15 protein-coding genes and 1 pseudogene are annotated in these 13,975 nt (G+C 71.1%); 3 read left to right on the forward strand and 13 right to left on the reverse strand.

Translation table 11 applies throughout. The features are described from left to right. Positions 1-10: 10 nt before the first annotated feature. From AC067M_RS43670 to AC067M_RS43685, 4 genes are all read right to left on the reverse strand, one after another. A complete protein-coding gene (locus AC067M_RS43670; RefSeq protein ID WP_478702562.1) occupies positions 11-1,036 on the reverse strand; it encodes an amidohydrolase family protein in 1,026 nt (341 codons plus the stop codon). Next, positions 1,033-2,199 (reverse strand): FAD-dependent oxidoreductase, encoded by a 1,167-nt coding sequence (locus AC067M_RS43675; protein ID WP_478702563.1) that lies wholly within the window; start codon positions 2,197-2,199, stop codon positions 1,033-1,035. Before AC067M_RS43675 ends, AC067M_RS43670 begins: the two co-directional genes overlap by 4 nt. A 286-nt stretch (positions 2,200-2,485) precedes the next feature. Next, entirely contained in the window at positions 2,486-3,457 is a 972-nt protein-coding gene (locus AC067M_RS43680) for a cyclase family protein (RefSeq protein WP_478702564.1), read from the reverse strand. Further along, positions 3,454-4,434: a fumarylacetoacetate hydrolase family protein gene (locus AC067M_RS43685; protein WP_478702565.1), complete on the reverse strand. Its 981-nt coding sequence runs from the start codon at positions 4,432-4,434 to the stop codon at positions 3,454-3,456. Before AC067M_RS43685 ends, AC067M_RS43680 begins: the two co-directional genes overlap by 4 nt. A gap of 121 nt (positions 4,435-4,555) precedes the next feature. Between AC067M_RS43685 and AC067M_RS43690 the strand changes: the two genes are divergently transcribed. Then, positions 4,556-5,521 (forward strand): LysR family transcriptional regulator, encoded by a 966-nt coding sequence (locus AC067M_RS43690; protein ID WP_478702566.1) that lies wholly within the window; start codon positions 4,556-4,558, stop codon positions 5,519-5,521. A gap of 111 nt (positions 5,522-5,632) precedes the next feature. Here AC067M_RS43690 and AC067M_RS43695 read toward each other — a convergent pair whose 3' ends face one another. Continuing rightward, positions 5,633-6,904, reverse strand: a complete 1,272-nt coding sequence (locus AC067M_RS43695) for an MFS transporter (protein WP_478702567.1) — start codon at positions 6,902-6,904, stop codon at positions 5,633-5,635. 332 nt (positions 6,905-7,236) lie between these two features. Continuing rightward, the gene (locus tag AC067M_RS43700; protein WP_478702568.1) at positions 7,237-7,539 is read right to left on the reverse strand and encodes a hypothetical protein; all 303 of its coding nucleotides are present in this window, start codon (positions 7,537-7,539) and stop codon (positions 7,237-7,239) included. A gap of 236 nt (positions 7,540-7,775) precedes the next feature. Between AC067M_RS43700 and AC067M_RS43705 the strand changes: the two genes are divergently transcribed. Together AC067M_RS43705 and AC067M_RS43710 are read left to right on the forward strand one after the other, a co-directional pair. Continuing rightward, positions 7,776-8,033, forward strand: coding sequence for a hypothetical protein (locus AC067M_RS43705; protein ID WP_478702569.1), 258 nt, complete (start codon positions 7,776-7,778; stop codon positions 8,031-8,033). A 73-nt stretch (positions 8,034-8,106) separates the two neighbouring features. After that, positions 8,107-8,733 (forward strand): annotated as a pseudogene (locus tag AC067M_RS43710) (LLM class flavin-dependent oxidoreductase); the annotation flags it as partial. A 32-nt stretch (positions 8,734-8,765) separates the two neighbouring features. Here AC067M_RS43710 and AC067M_RS43715 read toward each other — a convergent pair. The 7 genes from AC067M_RS43715 to AC067M_RS43745 are packed head-to-tail and all read right to left on the reverse strand — an operon-like array spanning position 8,766 to position 13,835. Further along, positions 8,766-9,611 (reverse strand): class III extradiol dioxygenase subunit beta, encoded by an 846-nt coding sequence (locus AC067M_RS43715; protein WP_478702587.1) that lies wholly within the window; start codon positions 9,609-9,611, stop codon positions 8,766-8,768. Between the two features lies 1 nt (position 9,612). Further along, entirely contained in the window at positions 9,613-9,969 is a 357-nt protein-coding gene (ligA, locus tag AC067M_RS43720; RefSeq protein ID WP_478702570.1) for a protocatechuate 4,5-dioxygenase subunit alpha, read from the reverse strand. A gap of 37 nt (positions 9,970-10,006) precedes the next feature. Further along, positions 10,007-10,744: an SDR family NAD(P)-dependent oxidoreductase gene (locus tag AC067M_RS43725; protein WP_478702571.1), complete on the reverse strand. Its 738-nt coding sequence runs from the start codon at positions 10,742-10,744 to the stop codon at positions 10,007-10,009. Beyond that, complete coding sequence (locus AC067M_RS43730) at positions 10,741-11,022, reverse strand: muconolactone Delta-isomerase family protein (RefSeq protein WP_215453050.1); 282 nt, start codon at positions 11,020-11,022, stop codon at positions 10,741-10,743. Before AC067M_RS43730 ends, AC067M_RS43725 begins: the two co-directional genes overlap by 4 nt. Before the next feature lie 18 nt (positions 11,023-11,040). Next, the gene (locus AC067M_RS43735) at positions 11,041-11,757 is read right to left on the reverse strand and encodes an alpha/beta fold hydrolase (protein WP_478702572.1); all 717 of its coding nucleotides are present in this window, start codon (positions 11,755-11,757) and stop codon (positions 11,041-11,043) included. Further along, complete coding sequence (locus AC067M_RS43740; protein ID WP_478702573.1) at positions 11,754-12,797, reverse strand: Rieske 2Fe-2S domain-containing protein; 1,044 nt, start codon at positions 12,795-12,797, stop codon at positions 11,754-11,756. The genes AC067M_RS43735 and AC067M_RS43740 overlap by 4 nt, the downstream gene beginning before the upstream one ends. 27 nt (positions 12,798-12,824) lie before the next feature. Further along, positions 12,825-13,835 carry a PDR/VanB family oxidoreductase gene (locus AC067M_RS43745; protein ID WP_478702574.1) on the reverse strand — a complete coding sequence of 337 codons (1,011 nt, stop codon included), beginning with the start codon at positions 13,833-13,835 and terminating at the stop codon, positions 12,825-12,827. Positions 13,836-13,975 lie beyond the last annotated feature (140 nt).

A 13,975-nucleotide genomic window follows, 5' to 3' on the forward strand; every position in this document is an offset into this window, starting at 1 on the left:
GGGGTCCTCCTCAGGCGAGGTTGAGCAGCGCGGCGGCGTTTTCGCCGCGGATGGCGTGGAAGTCGGGGTCGGGCAGGTCCGCGGTGCGCAGCGCGCCCAGCGGGTCGTCGGTGCCCATGTCGAAGGGGAAGTCGGAGCCGAGCAGGACCCGGTCCGCGCCCGCGGCGCGCACCAACTCCCGCAGGACGTGCGGGTCGTGGACGAGGGAGTCGAAGTACAGCTGCTTCAGGTAGCTGCTCGGCTCACGGGCACAGTCCCGGGCGTCGGGGCGGGCGCGCCAGGCGTGGTCGGAGCGGCCGATGTGGGTGGGAAGGTAGCCGCCGCCGTGCGCCGCGATCAGCTTCAGGCCCGGATGGCGGTCCAGGACGCCGGAGAAGATCAGGTGGGAGAGGGCGACGGCGTTCTCGGTGGGCTGGCCGACGGTGTTGGACAGGTACCACTGGTCCAGTCGCTCGTCGAGCGTGCAGCCGAACGGGTGCAGGAAGACCAGGGCGCCGGCCTCCTCCGCGCGTGCCCAGAAGGGTGTGAGCCGCGGGTCGGAGAGTTCCACCGCTCGTGTCCCGCCCGGCCCCGGCGCGTGCGAGGACAGCTCCACGCCCCTCAGGCCCTGGTCCAGTGCGTGGTCGAGCAGGGCGACGGCGAGGTCGGGGTGTTGGAGGGGGACCAGCCCGAGGCCGTGAAGCCGGTCGGGGGCCTTGGCGCAGTGTGCTGCGGTCCCCTCGTTGGCCAGCCGGCAGACCCGCTCGGCCAGCCGGGGCTCGGCCCAGTAGTGGTAGTGCGACGGCGAGGGGCTCACCAGCTGCACGTCCACGCCGGCCGCGTCCATGGCCGCGAGGCGCACGGTGACGTCCGTCAGCTTCGGCACGCGCGCGCCGACCATGGGACCGTTCACGGCCAGGGCCGCCGACCCGTTGCGGCGGGCGTCGAGGCCCCGGGCCTCGGCGAGGCCGGGGTGACCGGCGACGGCCTCATCCACCTCCGGGAGCAGGAGGTGGGCGTGGACGTCGATCGTCGGTGTCGGCAGGTGTTCCGTCACGGGCGTTCCTTCAGCGCGTTCATGGTGCGGCCCACCAGTCCGGGCACGTCCGCGTCGCGCACCGCGTCGAGCAGCCACTGGCCGAGCTGGACGGAGGCGTCGACGACCATGCGTACGCGGGGCAGGCGCCGTGCGTGGTAGTCGGTGAAGAGCCGGTCGTCCCAGTCGCTTCGGGTGGTGAGCAACTCGGCGAGGACGGAGGCGTCCTCCAGGGACATCGCCGCGCCCTGGGCGAAGGTCGGCGGGCAGCAGTGGGCGGCGTCTCCGACCAGCACGACCCGGCCGCGGTGCCACGGGCCCTCCACGAGGTGGCGGTGGAACCAGGTGTAGTTGACCTTGGCCGGGTCGTCGATGTGTTTCGTGATCTCGGGCCAGAAACCGCCGTAGGCCTGGGCGAGCCGCCGCATCTCGTCCGCGTACGTGGCCGGGTCGATGGAGGCCCGGTCGCGGCCGGCCTCGACGACGTACGCGTAGATGGTGTTCTCGCTGGTGGGGCAGTAGCCCGCGATGTAGGCCGGGCCGCCGTACGCCAGGTCCGTGCGGTCCACGCCCTCGGGCCGTGGGGCCGCGATGCGCCAGATCGCCATGCCGGTGGGCTCGGGTCTGTCGGTGATGCCGACCGCGGCGCGGGTGGCGGAGTTCAGGCCGTCCGCGGCGATCACCAGGTCGTAGCGGCCCTCGGTGCCGTCGCTGAAGTGGACCGAGACGCCGTCGGCGTCCTGCTCCAGGGTGTCGACGGTGGTGCCCAGGCGGACGTCGGCGCCCGAGGCGCGGACCGCGTCGATGAGGATCTGCTGGAGCCGCGGGCGCTGCATGCCGAGGGTTGCCGGCAGGTCGTCGCCGCCGGTCTGGAGGTCCTCGGCCACGAAGAGGACGGTGCCGTCGAGGGCGGTCATGCCCAGCGAGCCGAAGGCGAATCCGGAGGAGCTGACCTGCTCCCACACGCCCAGTTCGCGCAGGACGCGCAGTGCGTTGCCCTGGAGGGTGATACCGGAGCCGGTGGTGGCGTTCCAGTCGGGCTTGGCCTCGATGAGGTCCACGCTGACACCGGCACGGCGCAGCAGGATGGTGACGGCGTTGCCGGAGGCGCCCCCGCCGATGACGAGGACGGTGGGGCTCCCCCCGCTCGAGTGAGGTCGAGAGTGGGTGAGGGTGTCAGCCATGTCGGGGAACCTCCCGAGGTTGGGCCGCGCGGCTTCGGGCGGCGGTGTGCGGCTCGCCCGCTGGGAGCGCGGGCCAGGGGTGGGGACGGGGTGCGAGGTGGGGACGGTGTGCGGGGCCGGATGCGCCGCTGCTGTCAGGGGAGGGTGGCGGCGCATCCGGCGGGTGAGCAGGTCGGCGCCGATGGCCGGCGGCCGAGCGGGTCGGCGGCCGCGTGCCGGGGCGGTCGGCGAGCGCCGGGTTGGCGGCTGGGCGCCGGGCGGCTGAGCGGGTCGGCGGCCGGGCGGGTTACTTGACGGCGATGGGGTTGACCGGGGAGCCGACGGCTCCGGTGATGGGCAGCGGTGCGGCGGTCAGCCAGAACTCGTACACGCCGTCCGCCGCGCAGTCCTCGGCGAGGGCGTCCAGGTCCCACATCTCGCCGATCAGCAGGCCCATGTTGGGGATGACGACCTGGTGCAGCGGCTGGAAGGCGTTTTCGAACTCGTTCGGCCGCACCTCGAAACCCCAGGTGTCGGTGGCGATCGCGGCGATCTCGGTACGGTGCAGCCAGCCGGCGGTGGTGAACGACAGACCGGGCGCGGGGCCGCCCGCGTAGTCGCCCCAGCCGTCACGCCGGGCGCGGGCGAGGCGCCCGGTGCGGACGAGGACGATGTCGCCGCATCCGACGCTCACGCCGTGGGCCTCGGCGGTCTCGGTCAGGTGCTCTGTGGTGATCGCGAAACCGTCGGGCAGTTCCGGCGTGCCGTCGTCGTCACCGATGGCCCGGGCCACGTCCAGCAGTACGCCGCGACCGGCGACGTACGGGGCCATGTGCTCGATCCCGGTGACCAGGTCGCCGGCGGAGGTGACGACCTTCTCGGCGTCACGTCCGTTCCAGGCCTTGCCGTGGTCGAAGATGTGCCCGAGGCCGTCCCACTGGGTGGAGCACTGCAGCGGCATCGCGATCACGTCGTCGGCGCCGCCGATACCGTGCGGGAAGCCCTGGTTGCCCAGCGCCGCGTCGGTGCCGGTGTCGAGCATGGTGTGCACCGGGTTGGTCCGCCGGCGCCAGCCCTTCTGCGGGCCGTCCATGTCGAACCGCTGCGAGAGCGAGAAGCTCACGCCCCGGCGCACCAGTGCCGCGCCTTCGCGCCGCTTGGCCTCGCCGAGGAAGTTCAGCGTGCCGAGCACGTCGTCCTCGCCCCAACGTCCCCAGTTGGAGTACGCCTTGGCGGCCTCGGCGATCGCACCCTCCGGGTCGTGGCGGTCCAGGCTCACGAGTTCTCCTCCACACAGCGGGTGCGCTGCATACCAAGACCGGTGATGGACCCCTCCATGACGTCGCCGCCCTGCAGCAGCCGCCCCCAGTGGATGCCGTTGCCGGCCGGGCTTCCGGTCAGCACCAGGTCGCCGGGCAGGAGCCGGGAGGTCTGCGAGATGTACGACACCAGCCGCGCGACGCCGAAGAGCATGTCCTTCGTGGACTCGTCCTGCATGGTCTCGCCGTTCAGCTTCAGCGTCACCCGCAGGTCACCGGGGTCGGAGACGGACTCGGCGGGCACGATCCAGGGCCCGAGCGGGGTGAAGCCGGGGGCGTTCTTGCAGCGCAGCCAGTCGGTGCCGATCGCGGGCATGTCCCGCCGGAAGACGGTCGCGCGGTCGGTGAGGTCGTTGGCGATCGTGTAGCCGGCGACGTATTCCGGGGCCTCCTCGACGGAGACCCGGTAGGCGGACTTGGCGATGACCGCCGCCAGCTCCAGCTCCCAGTCCGGCTTCTTCGCCCAGGAAGGGAGTGCGACGTCGTCGTACGGGCCCGCGATGGTGCTGGGCAGCCCGATGAACACGTACGGCAGGTCCTCGGCGGCTCGGCGGTCCATGACCGCGGCGATCTCCGCGCGGGCCTCCTCCACGGTGCGCGGGTCGTCGGGGGAGCGGTGGGCGACCTCCAGGTCGATCACGTGCTGGCGGTAGTTGGCGCCGGACTGGAAGATCTGGCGGGGTTCCAGCGGGGCGTGCACGTGCAGGCCGTCCAGCGGCCGCCAGTCCAGGGCGTCGTCGTCCGCCAGGGCGTACAGGACGGGGAGGGTCTCCTCCCAGCGTTCCAGTACGGCACGCATGTCGGAGGGTGCCCAGTCCAGGGCTTTGCCCAGGTCGAGTACCCGCTCCTTGGCCAGGAGACCGGGAAACGGCTCCCCGTCCGGAACGGATACCGTGCCGAGCGCAAACGGGCCGGCAGGTTGCACGAGCGTTGCCATCAGATTTCCTCCTGCTGGGTTGCGGTCTACTGTGGCCTCGATCGGCGGATCACGGAAATTTCTCCTATGGATGCGCCGAATCCATGACGTGGATGGCTCTTGCTCGCACAGGTGGTGCCCGATGAACCTGTCCAGACTCGACCTCAATCTGGTCCTCGCCCTGCGCGCGCTGCTGGAGGAGCGCAACGTGACCCGGGCCGGCGAGCGCGTCGGACTCAGCCAGCCCGCCATGAGCGCGGCGCTGTCCCGACTGCGCCGCCATTTCGACGACGAATTGCTCGCCCGCACCGGCAACAGCTACGAGCTGACGCCGCTCGGTGTCGCCCTGCGCGACCGCAGCGCCACCGCGTGCGACCTGCTGGAGCGTGTCTTCTCCAGCCAGGCCGACTTCGACCCGGCCGCCGAGATCCGCGAGTTCACCCTGCTCGCCGCCGACTACGGCGCGGCCGTGTTCGGCGCCGCCCTCGCCCGCGTGCTGCACCAGGAGGCGTCCGGGATCCGGCTCACCTTCCGGCACCCGACGCCCGACATCACGGAGAACACCGCCACCCTGCTGAGCACCGTCGACGGACTGCTGATGCCGCACGGCGTCATCGACGGCTTCCCCTTCGTCGACCTCCACCAGGACCGCTGGCTGTGCATGATCGCCGACGACCACCCCGAGATCGGCCACGAGGTCACCCTCGACCAGTTGGCCCGCCTGCCCTGGGCCGTCTACCAGCGCCCCTACGACGCCCCGGCCGCCCGCCAGCTCAGCATGCTCGGCATCAGCCCCCGGGTGGAGGTGTCCGTGCAGACCTTCCAGCTGCTGCCCCACATGGTCGAGGGCACCCGCCGGATCGCGATGATCCAGGAGCGTCTGGCGCGCCGGGCGGTCCGTTCCGCCGCGGTGCGGGTCCTGCCCTGCCCGTTCGAGGCCGTGCCGGTGCAGGAGGCGATGTGGTGGCACCCGGTGCACACCCAGGACGCGGCCCACATCTGGCTGCGGCAGAAGGCCGCGGAGGTGGGCGCGACGCTGACGGGCCACGGCACGGCGGAGGCACCGTCCGTCGGACAGGGCGCCGGGCCGGCGCCGGGCCGGCTCTGATCACGGCCCGGGACCGGCACGACCCGTCCCCATGGGTCGCCGTGGGGACGGGTTCCGCGGTGTGCGGCCGGTCCACTGCCGCGTTTGCCACGTCTGCAGCGTCTGCTCTGCTCAGGCCGCCTGCTCGGGCATCGGCTGGGGGGCGATGGCGTCCGCACGGCGGCGAGCCGCCGGCAGTCCCGCCGCGACAAGGGCCGCGGCCAGCCCCAGCGTGCCCACCGCACCGGCGAGAGAGCCGACCGCCTGCTCCAGGCCGAGCAGCACCAGCGGACAGACGAACGCGCCGCCGAAGAAGGCCGACGTCCACAGTCCCGTGCCCCGGCCGCGGTCCTCGAACGCCAGCCGGGACATGGCACTGGTGAGGAGGGCGGGCAGCAGCATGCCCGTACCCAGACAGTTGACCACCGCCCCGACGACCAGCAGCGGGGCGCTGCCGGCGAGGAACATCACCCCGAAACCGGCCGCGCAGACCGCGAAGACCGCGGGCAGCATCGGGTCCGGGGAGCGCTTCAGCCGGGCGAAGATCACCGCTCCGGCCACGGTGGCGGCACTCGCGATCGCCGTGGCCGGGCCGATGACGCCGGGGTCCTTCACACCGAGGTCGTCGAGCAGGTACGCCATCTCCACCGGGACCGTGTAGAAGACCATCGCTCCGAAGAAGGTGAGGGCGCAGATCCCCGCCAGCGGCCGCCAGGGGAACGGACGACCGGTCATGGCCACGGCCGGGGCCTCGTGGGTGGCCGCGCGGGCCGCCGGGTTGGGCAGGGCGGCGGCCATCAGCGGGGCGATCACCAGGGCCACGGCGTAGATCCAGAAGGGCACGCGCCAGCCCGCCGCGCCGACGGCGCCGCCGACCACGAAGAAGGCGGTGGCCGACGCGGAGGTACACACGGCCTGCAGCGCCAGGTACTTCGCCCGCTGCCGGCCGCTGTAGTAGTCGCCGATCAGTGTGGTGCAGCAGGTCATGATGGCGGCCTCGGCGACACCGACCAGGGCGCGGCTGGCGATGATCGCGCCCAGCGAGTCCAGCCAGAGCGGCGCCGTTCCGAACACGGCGTACAGGACGGTGGCGACGATCAGCAGGCGCTTGCGGCCCAGCCGGTCCACGATCACCCCGGCGAAGGGGGCCAGCAGTGCCAGCGACAGCGCCGGAACGGTCAGCGCGAGGGGCACCAGCGCCTTGGCCCCCGGCGTCGACGCGAAGAATTCCTGCATTCTCGGCAGCACCGGGGCGATCAGCACCGCGCCCAGGATCGGCAGACAGCTGCCCACCATCAGCAAGGTCAGGCGCACCACATGAGCGGGGCCCGACACGGCGACGGGTGACGGAGCACCGTCGTCGACCGCGGCGGAGGGCGGGGTCGGGGACACGGAACCGGGCATGGCGACTCCAGGGGACGGCGTACGAGGGTGGGCATGCCTTCTCGGGGCGCCGAGGGCGCACGGCATGCTGGGGACGACCGCACGTCGGCGGCTGGTCCGGACAGCGGCGTGCGGGTAGGGACGACTATGGGCTGTCCCTGGCAGCACCGCCATCCTCCGCGCGATCCGAATCCCGTATCCGGCTCATCCACGGCGTGGATGAGCCGGCCAGTGGGGCGCGACCTCCTTGCGGAGGCTTGTCCGCAGGTGACTGGGGTGTATGTGCAGGTGAACTGATTGGCCCGGAAGTATCTTCGAGCGCATCCGTTACGAGGAAGCCATATCCAGGCAGTTCAGCTTTCACCCAGTTCCAGTGATACTCCCAGGCGTGAGGTGATGATGCGCTTCGCCAGGGCTTCGAGTGCCGCTCCGGCGAGCGCCGAACGGGCTTGATCCAGGGCGAGCTCGATGATGGTTTCGAAGAGATCTGACCGGGGGACGGGTGGGCTCTCAAGTCGGTCGAGCCGGATGTCGCGTACCTGCCCCGCGGCAGCGGTCGCGGTCGCGGCGATGAGTCGTATCGACTGGATCTGCGCATGCCGCTCGTCGCTGATCATCTGGGTCGGTTCCCGGCGGGTAGCGAGGTCGATCGCCATGCCTACCTACTGCACGATCGCATCGAGTGCGGACTTGTTCTCTCCGCTGGGGCGCGTTTCGAAAGTGCTGGTCACAACCACTCATTGATGGCTGCGACCAGGACGGTCGCCTCGTAGCGGACGGCGAGCTTGAGGCCCCTATGGATGTCAATCGGCGGGGCTGGTGCCGGAGATTGTCTCCTGGGTGTGAAGATCCCGTTCATGATCGTGTGGCGGAGCGCGCAGTACGCCGATTCGTGTTCCCACCGCAACGCTTCCAGTTCGTCGCCGACCACCAGCGCGGCTACGGCGTGAAGCGGCTGTGCACCATCCTCGGCGTCGCCCGCTCCAGCTTCTGCTACTGGCGCCGCACCGCCGCGGACCGGGCCGCTCGGCAGGCGGCCGACGCCGCTCTCACCGCACGGATACAGGCCGTGCACCGTGAGTCGGACGGCACGTACGGCGTCCCCAGGATCACCGCCGCGGGCGCGTTCGGCGGCGGTGCGCGTCGATGACCCACACTTTCACGGTGCCGATCACCGACAGGTAGGAGCCATCGACGAGGCGGCTGAAGACCGGCGCAGCGAGGTGACGTACCGTCATCCCGGGCTGCTGGCCAAGATCGTCACCATGCTCGACGTGCTTGCCGGCGGCCGGGCCTTCCTCGGGCTCGGCGCCGCCTGGTACGCACGTGAGCACATCGGTCTCGGAGTGCCGTTCCCGCCGGTCGCCGAGCGTTTCGAGCGGCTGGAGGAGACGCTGCGCATCTGCGGGCAGATGTGGGACCCGCAGAACAACGGCCCCTTCGAGGGCAGGCACTACCACCTGGCCGAGACGATCTGCACCCCCGCACCGGTGAGGACCCCGCGCCCGGAGATCATGATCGGCGGGGGCTTGGAGAAGAAGACCCTGCGGTTGGTCGCCCGGTACGCGCACGCCTGCAACCTCTTCGTCTCCGACGTGGAGAGCGTGGCGCACAAGCTGAAGGTGCCGCGCGACCAACGCGACGACGTCGACCGCGACTACCGAACCATCCGCAAGACCGTCCTCTACATGGACCCCAGCGGTACGCTCGACGGCTTCGCCGAGGCCATGGCCGAACACGCCGACCTGGGCATCGAAGAGGCCATCGTCGCGCCGCCGGACGGCGCCGTCGCCCAGTGGATCGAGCGCTGCGCCGGGCCGGTGGCGAAGGTGGTGGCCGAGCGGGGCTGACGACGCGAGGCGCATGAGTCACCGGACCTCGGTCAGGAACGGACGCTCAAGTTCTCGAACAACACCATCCCGGCCGCGGTGTTCGAGGCGGGCACGTGGTACGTCTCGTGCACCCGGCGGATCCGTGGACCCAGCGCGCCGCGCATGATCAGCCACATGATGAGTTCGATGCCCTCGGAGCCGGCCTCGCGGATGTAGTCCTCGCGCGTCAGCGCGGCCAGCTTCTCCGGGTCGTGCTCGATCGCGTCGAGGAACATCCGGTCGAAGTCCTGGTTGATCAGCCCGGCGCGGGCGCCCGCGAGCTGGTGGGACATGCCGCCGGTGCCGAAGACGGCGACCTTCAGGTCCTCCGAGTGGGCGCGGATCGCCTCGCCGAGTGCGCGGCCGAGTGCCAGGCACCGCGCGGCGGTCGGCTGCGGGTACTGGATGACGTTCACCAGGAGGGGCACCACCGCGCACGGCCAGCGCTCGCCGGGGTCGGGGCAGTACACCGACAGCGGCACGGTCAGGCCGTGGTCGACATCGAGCTCCTGGTACACCGTGAGGTCGAACGAGGCGTCGATCAGGCTCTTGACCAGGTGGTCGGAGAACTCCGGGGCGCCGGTGACGGCCGGCACGGGACGGCTGCCCCACCCTTCGTCGGCCACCTGGTACGACGGGGCCGAGCCGATCGCGAAGGTCGGCGTGACACTCAGATCGAGGGCGTTGGCGTGGTCGTTGTAGACGACGACGGCGATGTCGGGGGTGTGCCGGGCCATCCACTCGCGCGCCGGTGTGTATCCGTCGAACAGCGGCTTCCAGTAGGGGTCTTCGGTCTTCCCGTGGTCCATGGCCGCACCGATCGACGGTACGTGCGAGGTGGCCAGTCCCCATATCACCTCAGCCAAAGCTCCGCCCTCCCGCTTTGAGCGCCTTTGCGAACTCCTCGGGGGTCATGCCGGTGAAGACCCCGCCGAGGTACTGCATGGATTTCCCGTCGACCATGGCGAGCTTGAAGACGTAGAAGATGGAGCCGCCCAGTTCCATCATCCGGGTCCAGTCGCGTTGGAGAACGGCGTCCCGTTGCTCCGCCGTGAGTTCGTACGCCGCGCAGTACGCGGTTTCGTCGGCCTTGAACCTCTCCCGGTTCTCGGCGTACTTGAGGGACCCGCAGAGCTGGTTCAGTGCCCGTCCGCGGCGACTCTCGGCGGCGTCGAAGACGTAGGTACCGGGTACCTGGGGTGTGCTGCTGGACATCCCGTTCCTCTCCTCTCCTGTGTGGTTGCCGTGACGGTCAGTGCAGGAGTCCGCCGCCGTCGCAGACGAGCGTCTGACCGGTGACCATGGCCGCGTCCGGTGAGGCGAGGTAGGAGACGAGCCCGGCGAAGTGCTCGGGGGTGACGAACTCCTTGATCGCCTGTCGGCTCATGGTCTCGGCGAAGACCTCGTCGCCGGAGTGCGCCCGGGTGCCCGGGGTGGCCACCTGCGCGGGCGCCACCGCGTTCACCGTGATCCGGTGCGCGCCCAGTTCGCGCGCCATCACCCGGGTCATCCCGAGGAGCGCGCCCTTGGCGGCCACGTAGGCGATCTGACCGGGTGCCCCGGTGAAGAAGGTGCGGGACGCGACATTGATGATCCGCCCGCGGTGCGGGCTGCCGCGCAGATACGGCACGCACGCCTGCACCATGAGCAGCGGGCCGACGGCGTTGACGGCGAAGAAGCGGTGCAGCTCCTTGGGGGTCGCCTCCAGCAGTGGCGCACGGCCGGACAGCAGACCGGCGTTGTTGACGAGGACGTCGACTCCGCCGTATGTCTCGGCGACCTCGTGCACCGTCCGACGGGTGGCCGCCGGGTCGCTGACATCGCAGCGCCACGGCCGCACACCGGCAACGTCACCGGCGCCGTCCGGTTCGGCGACGTCGAGTGCGGCGACCGTGAACCCGTCCGTGGCCAGTCTGCGGACGATGGCCTGCCCGAGGCCGCCGGCGGCGCCCGTGACGACCGCGACCCGAGGGCTCTCCTGGCCGGTCATGGCGCCTTCTCCTGCGGATGGGTGGCCAGGGCCTCCACCGTGATGTCCATCCACTTCCACATCGGCAGGGACGCCAGGGCGTCGTGCAGCTCCGCTGGGTCGGCCGCCTCGTACAGGCCGATGGTGGCGTTACGGCCAGGGACCCGCCACAGCCGCTTGAGGATTCCCGCCTCCCTGAGCTGCATGGCTCGTTCGCGCTCACCCTTGCGCAGGGCTTCGCGTACGTCGTCGGGAGTGTCCGGAGGCAGGGTGTTCTCGGTGCGGACGAGGAATTCCACGGGCGTCCCTTCACGAGGTCAGGCTGCTGCGATCTCCAGCAGCAGTTCGGCCAGTTCGGCGGGGGCGGTGACCATGGCCTCGTGTCCGGTGGCGATCTCGTGGACCGGCCAGCCGCGGGCGGCGGCCCGCTCGGCGTGCGGGGTGAACACCCGCATCCAGTCGGTGCATTCGAGGAAGACACCGGGGACTTGGGCCGCCTTGCCGGTGAGCCGCAGCGGCTCGGTGTAGCTGAGCCACGGGTGCGGGGTCAGCCGCGGGCCGAGCCAGTCGAGGTCCGCCTGTTCGGCGACGCCGAGCACGCTCAGCGAGCGCACCGGGATGAGCCAGCCGAAGCCGGGTCCGGCCACGGACTCCCGGTAGTGCCCGGCGATGCGTTCGGGAAGCAGGTCGATCGCCGCGTCACCGTCGTCGCCGACGAAGGCATCGAGGTGGATCCGCTTGGCCAGCCGGTCCGGGATCCGGTCCGCGACCCCGGTGACGATCTGGCCGGCGTAACTGTGCCCGACGAGCACGACATCGCGGGCGTCGTGGGCCTCGACCAGCGCCACGACGTCCTGGACGTGCGTGGTGAGCCCGACCTGCGGGTTGAGCAGATGGGCGCGGTCGCTGACCCCGGTCAGCGTGGGGGCATGCACCTCGTGCCCGGCCGCGCGCAGCAGCGGGACGACGCGCTGCCACGCCCAGCCGCCGTGCCAGGCTCCGTGGAGCAGTACGAAGACGTGGCGGCCGCTCATGCGGAAGCCCGGGGGCGCGTGCCGCCGGTCCGCTGTTCGCGGGCGAGCATCTTCGCCACCGCGCGACGTCCGCGCAGTGCGGCTAGGTCGGACCTGATGCTGGACTCGGCGGTGCCGCCAGGATCGGACGCGTACATCACCTCCTGGGCCTCCAGGGCGTCGACGTCCTCCTGCATCACGGCGAGTTGCTGCTCGTGCTGGAACTTTGTGAGCTCCTGGTCGTCGATGAGGTAGTCGCGGCCCAGCGCGTAGAAGTCGTGCGTCTCGTTGCCGCGCCCCGGCGTCATCCCGTACAGCACCTTCATGTGGAAGCCGTCCGGCTCCTCGGTGCCGGTGGCCGCGACGCGGATGTTGAGGACGAAGATGCCCGGCGGGTAGAAGTCGCCGTCCTGCCAGCGGTCCACCGGAGAGGTCAGTCCGCAGGACTTCTCGTAGAACGGGGGCGCCTCGATGCCGACCATGCGGCGGCTGAAGCTGACCCGGTCGCCGTCCACCGTCACGTCGATCGGGGTGGCGGCGACGGCGGCGTTGCCGATGCTCGTGGGGTGCAGGAACGTCTCGTGGGTGAGGTCGAGGAGGTTCTCCAGGAGGAGCAGGTGCCGGGCCTTCAGCGGGACCACACCGTGCACGTGCGTCCAGTTCGGGTCGGTGAGCCACGAGGTGTCGGGCAGCAGGCTCTCGTCGGCGAGCTCCGGGTCACCGGGCCAGATCCAGACGGCACTGTCCCGCTCGACCAGCGGGAACCGGCGCAGCGCCGCCTTGGGCCGGTCGGCCTGCTCGGCGACCCCGACGCACACGCCCTGGCCGTCGAAGCGGTAGCCGTGGTAGTCGCACTGGAGGACGCCCTCGTCGTCGAGGTGGCCCAGGGACAGCGGGTACTTGCGGTGTGGGCAGCGGTCCTCGACGGCGGTGACGGTTCCGTCGGGAAGCCGGTAGAAGCAGACCGGGAGGTCCGTGATCCAGCGCTGCTTGAGTGTCCGGCCGATCTCGTCGGACCAGGCTCCCAGGTACCAGCCGTTGCGTACGTGCGGTGTCAGCATGGCGGGTCTTTCCTTTCAGGGGTCCAGTCAGAGGTCGAGGACGAGGCGGCCGCTGCGGGCGCGGGAGACGCAGATGAGCATCGTGTCGTTCGCGGCGCGCTCGTCCTCGGTGAGCAGGGAGTCGCGGTGCTCGACCTCGCCCTCGAGGACGGCGGTCTCGCACGAGCCGCAGATGCCCTCCTCGCAGGAGGACAGAACCGGGACGCCCGCCTGCTCCACGGCCTTGAGGACCGACAGCTCCGGCGGCACGGTCAGCGTCACCCCGGACGCCCGCAGCTCCACCTCGAGCGGCTGCTCGGCCGTACCGCCGACGGGGATCCGCCCGCCCGCCGCGGCGAACCGCTCGACGTTCAGCGCGCCGCTCGGCCACGTGGCGCAGTACGCCTCGACCGCGTCGATCAGTCCGGCCGGACCGCAGCAGTAGACCAGGGCGGACGGGTCGGGATCGCCGAGGAAGCCGGCGAGGTCGAGCAGCCCGTACGCGTCCTGCGGGCGCACGGTCACACGCTCGCCGTAGCGCTCCAGTTCGGTCAGGAACGCCATGGACGTGCGGCTGCGGCCGCCGTAGAGCAGGAACCACTCGGCCCGCACGGCCTCGGCCTCGGCGATCATCGGGAGCAGCGGGGTGATGCCGATGCCGCCGCCGACGAACAGGTACTTCGGGGCGGTGCGCAGGGGGAAGTTGTTGCGGGGACCGCGCACCGTGAGCTCGCCGCCCTCGTGGACGCTGTCGTGGATCCACTGGGAACCGCCGCGTCCATCCGGCTCCCGCAGCACCGCGATGCGCCACCAGGCCGTGTCCTGTGCCGGGCCACACAGCGAGTACTGGCGGGTGACACCCGTGGGCAGGACGACGTCGATGTGCGCTCCCGGCTGCCAGGACGGCAGCGGTCCGTCGTCACCGGAGCGCGGTGCGAGCTCCAGTGACACGACATCGTCCGCCACCGTCCGACGGGTCAGTACGGTGACGGTGCCCTCGAACTCGGCGCCGGTGGTGGCGAGAGTGCGCGTGTCCGGGCCGGGGACTGATGGGCTCATCACGTTCGTCATCTCCTCGGCACGGTCGATCGCGGACCACTGCCGCCGTGGATCGGCGGCCGTGACTGACGCTAGCCACCGGGGAACGCGCAGGTCATCGCTCGAATGACCGGAACGGGGCGGCGCATGGTCCTGGCCCG

The sequence above is a fragment of the Streptomyces sp. NPDC043427 genome (assembly GCF_056436655.1).